This window comes from Sutterella sp., assembly GCF_030539355.1.
In the GTDB taxonomy this organism is placed as follows: Bacteria; Pseudomonadota; Gammaproteobacteria; order Burkholderiales; family Burkholderiaceae_F; genus Sutterella.
Map to the genome: position 1 here is coordinate 1 of NZ_JAUNSF010000159.1, position 4009 is coordinate 4009.

Annotated in this window: 4 protein-coding genes; 2 read left to right on the top strand and 2 right to left on the bottom strand. The window is 64.9% G+C overall.

Annotated elements, in window-relative coordinates; all coding sequences use genetic code 11:
* Both Q4F91_RS12970 and Q4F91_RS12975 read left to right on the top strand, forming a co-directional pair.
* The coding region (locus Q4F91_RS12970) for a hypothetical protein (RefSeq protein WP_303338151.1) at positions 1-850 on the top strand (850 nt) is incomplete at its 5' end.
* Between the two features lie 113 nt (positions 851-963).
* Positions 964-1173, top strand: coding sequence for a hypothetical protein (locus Q4F91_RS12975; RefSeq protein ID WP_303338152.1), 210 nt, complete (start codon positions 964-966; stop codon positions 1171-1173).
* Between the two features lie 165 nt (positions 1174-1338).
* Here Q4F91_RS12975 and Q4F91_RS12980 read toward each other — a convergent pair whose 3' ends face one another.
* Together Q4F91_RS12980 and Q4F91_RS12985 are read right to left on the bottom strand one after the other, a co-directional pair.
* Positions 1339-3306, bottom strand: coding sequence for an FAD-binding protein (locus Q4F91_RS12980; RefSeq protein WP_303338153.1), 1968 nt, complete (start codon positions 3304-3306; stop codon positions 1339-1341).
* Between the two features lie 281 nt (positions 3307-3587).
* The gene (locus Q4F91_RS12985; RefSeq protein WP_303338154.1) at positions 3588-3935 is read right to left on the bottom strand and encodes a hypothetical protein; all 348 of its coding nucleotides are present in this window, start codon (positions 3933-3935) and stop codon (positions 3588-3590) included.
* Positions 3936-4009 lie beyond the last annotated feature (74 nt).

Consider the following 4009-nt stretch of genomic DNA (forward strand, 5'->3'; position numbering starts at 1 on the left):
CGAGACCTACAGGCTCCTCTCCGAGGTGCTGATCGGCCCCACGACCGAGTTCTGGTACCCGGCGGTCTCGCGGGCCAAGTACTACGGGGTCGCTGAGCGCCACACGCGCTGGCGCCGGGAGCTGCCCGTCGATGACCTCGGCCGCCCCGACCTCTCGGACTTCATGCTCTCGCGGGCGCCCAAGGTGCTGATGATCGAGCCCGACCAGGCGAGCCCCATGGGGGCCACGCTCTCCGAGGCCGAGCGCGTGACCCTGGTCGAGGAGGCGCGCCGCGCCGGGGCCTTCGTGATCGAGGACCTCTACTGCCGGCTGCTCCTCACCGAGGAGCCCCCGAGACCGCTCATGAGCCTCGACCCGGCGAAGGACTCGGTCATTCTGATCGGGGGGCTCCCGATGTGGCTGAACTCCTTGGGCTCCCTCTCCTTCGTGATCGCGAACGAACGGATCATCAACCTGCTCCGTGCCTCGGGCCGACGCGACTACCTGCTCCCCGACGTCTGCGCGCAGCTCGTTGCGATGAAACTCAATGACCTCGGGCTCATCCCGGAGATGCTCGCGCGCTTCCGCGCCTTCCACCGCGCGCACATCGAGGGCGTCGACCGGATCCTGAGGGAGGCCTTCGGGGACCGCTTCAGCTGGCGCGTCCCTGCGGGCTTCGGCAACGTCTGGCTCGATCTCAGGGGCGTGGATGTCGAGCGGCTCTGGCGGCACCGCAGGGGCGTCGACTTTCAGCCCGGGTGGTTCTACGGCGAGAAGGAGCCCCGTCACCTCGTGCTCCGCTACACGGTGCCGCTTCCGATGTTCGAGGAAGGCGTGAGGCGGCTCAGGGCCAACATTGAGGCCCTCTGAGGGCGGGGGCGGAACCTGGGATATACGAGTTCTTCTTCGGAGACGACGAGCCGCCGCTCTTTGAGGAGCTCGGCCGACTTGAGCGTTCCGCCGCGCTCAGAGGCCGCATATTCGTGCAGTTCATTGCCGAGTGCATCGCCTCGCAAGTCATGCGCAGGTTCCGGGCCGGCTTTGACCGGCTGCCGGACGGCGTTGACCCGCAGACGGCCGGGCACTGGAGGAAGCTCGATCGCCTGTACTACTTCGAGGCGAGTGAATACCTCGGGACGCTGAGTGACGCAGACTTCGAAAAATTCGCCGAGGAGTTCAGGAAACTCCCCTGAGTGTCACAGACACTGAATTGCGCGAAGGAAGCGCCCAAATAACAGAACGCCCGGAATTTTGGTTCCGGGCGATCTGCAAGGTGACTGAGACGCGCGACCGTACTCACTCACCGGTGGTCGGAGATTGCTCTCCTGATCTGCTGACGCGCGCTGCCCCTCGGATTTTCAGGCTTTGGCCAGGAACTTCGCCGCGTGGCGCGCGAAGGTCGCGGTGCGGCCCGCGGCCATGCCGGTGACGAGGTTCGGATAGGTGTTGGCGAAGTAGCCGCCCGAGTCGTTGCCCACGACGAAGAGGCCCGGGATCACCCTGCCCTCGCCGTCTAGCGCACGCATGTCGGTGTCGATCTTGATGCCGTCCATCGTGCAGAGCATCCAGCCGCAGGTCTTGGCGCCGTAGTACGGCGGCCGCACGACGGGGAGCATGCGAACCGGTTCCTTGCCGTAGTCCTCGTCGTCGTGCTTGTTGCAGAGCGTGTTGTAGCGCTCGACGGTGGCCTTGAGCTGCTCCGGGGGCAGTCCGAGCTTCTCTGCGAGCTCCTCGATGGTGTCGGCCTTCGCGAGGTGTCCGCTCTTGATGAGCTTCTCCATCACGCCCCTCACGCGCTCGACGGTCCAGCCGCTCGCGACGCCGTTGACAAACGGGAACAGACGCGCACAGCCCTGCATGCGCATGATCTCGGCCTGCTCGGCCCAGTTCGCGTCGAAGAGGCAGTAGTGCGAGTGGTCCTTCTGGTACTCGTCGGAGTGGAGGATCCCCTCGTAGGTGCCCGACTCGTTGAAGAAGCGCTTTCCGTCCTTGTTGACCTTGAGCCAGGGGTACGACAGGCTCCAGAGCAGCGCGGCGTCGCCCTTCTTCAGAGTCTCGACGCCCGGGAGCTGACCTGGACGCAGCACCGCACGGTCGAAGATCATCGTCGAGTGCGTCTCGTCCATCCGCGCGCCCGCCCAGAGGCAGGCCCTGATGCCGTCGCCGTGGGCGCCGGGGAGGCACCCGTTGAGACCAGAGATTGTGAGGTTGAAGGGCTGCAGCGCCTCCATCATCGCGTAGTTGAGACCGTAGCCGCCGGTGGCGACGATGACGCCCTTCCGCGCGACGTAGCGGACGTACTTGCCTTCGGAATTGGTGGCGATCACGCCGGTGACGCGGCCCTCCTTCTTCTCGAGCTTCACCATGCGGGTGTTGTAGTCAAAGCGCGCGCCCTTCGCGACCGCGTAGTCGTGGAGGATCTTCGAGCCGTTCAAGCGCTTGCCCTTCCCGTCGTCGGTGCCGGTGAAGTCCGCCTTGTGACCGGCCGGATAGTGGATGTAGCGAGAGCCCTCGATCTCGTCGGCGGCCTCGTGGGCGAGCTCGACGCCGCGCTCGGCAAGCCTGTCGCCGTACCAGTCGACGACCTCGCCCGACTCGTCGCAGAAGAGCTTCACGAGGTCCTGATTGAGGTGCCCCGTCGCGTACTGGGTGGCCATCGTGATGAAGTCGAACTTGTCGATCTTCACGTTCGTGGCCTTCTGGTAGCGGGAGTTCAAGGCCGCGTGGTGCGTGCGCACGCCCGTCCCGGTCGAGAAGCGCTCGATGCCGATCACCTTCGCGCCCATCTCGGCCGCGGTCGCGACCGCGAACATGCCGCCCGAGCCGCAGCCGACGACGAGGATGTCGGTCTCAATCGTTGCGGTGATGTCCTTCTCCGCGATCTCGGGCTCCTTCCCCAGCCAGTCGCCGTCGGAGGCGGCGGATGTCTTCGTGATCACCTCGACCGGGGCCTCGCCCTTCGCCTGGGCGATGCACTTCGCCGCGGCCTGGGAGACCGCCTTCGAGGTGATCGTGGCGCCGGAGACGGCGTCGATCTGCGCGCCCTGAGCCGAGAGAAGCGCCTTGCGCAGCGTCTCCGCGGCAGCCTGACCGATCGAGGGCGTCTCGTTCGCGACGTTGAGCACGGCCTCCGTGATGCGGTCCTCGGAGAAGGTCATCGTGACGATGACGTCGCCGATGCCGGCGGCCCGCGCCGAGTAGGTTCCGGGGCTGTAGATGCCTTTGGGACCGGCGGCGAAGGCCGGGGCGGCGGCCGTCGCGGCCGCTGTAGCGCCTGCGGCGACGCCGGTGGAGAGGAACTTGCGGCGCGAGAGACTGGCTGTCATTCGATGGACCTTTCAGAAACGGGTGACCGGGCGCGCTGCGCCCGGCTTCAAGTAGAAGCCGGTGCGCAGGCGTCCGCGGGGTGTGAAGAAGGAAGGCAGACCGGCCCGAAAGCCAGTCTGACCATCAGGTCATTCTCGCGGGGCGCGGTTAAAAGTCAATTAAACGCAAAAAACATATACAAATGCCCGGCGGGCAGGTGTCGGCGCAGGGCCCGGCTCCGTCGATGTCGTCAGGAGGCCGCAGAAAGCTCCCGTCACGAGGCTTGTGTCCGTCGGGGAACTCAGGCGCAAGGAAATTGAGCTGCAAGCACTGACGAAAGAATGGGCGCCGGAGAAAGATCGTCGAGTGATTCGTAATGGATATTGCGCACCGACTCGACAAGCGTCTTTTTGTCCTCGAGTGGCAGGTCCGCGATTCTATTCTCGTTGAACCAGGTCATGGCATTGAGCGCAATGTACGGATTGAATGCGCAGTTTCGATAGAGCGACATGGTTCCTGAAAGGCCTTTGAGCAGGTCGCATTGATTCCGAAGCAGCTCGGCGATGTCCCTGTAGTCCCGCAGTTCCACGCGCTGGCTGACCGTTGCGAGCTTGAGGGAGAGAAGATCCTCAAGAGAGGCAATCTGCATCACCCCGTCCGGCGAAAGGGAAGGCTCTGTTAGGTGAAAGTGTGGATTTTAGAAGGGTAGGTCCTCAGAGGGCG

Coding starts and splice junctions, on each gene's coding strand:
- Q4F91_RS12980 (WP_303338153.1), bottom strand. CDS start 3,306: ATGACAGCCAGTCTCTCGCGCCGCAAGTTCCTCTCCACCGGCGTCGCC.
- Q4F91_RS12985 (WP_303338154.1), bottom strand. CDS start 3,935: ATGCAGATTGCCTCTCTTGAGGATCTTCTCTCCCTCAAGCTCGCAACG.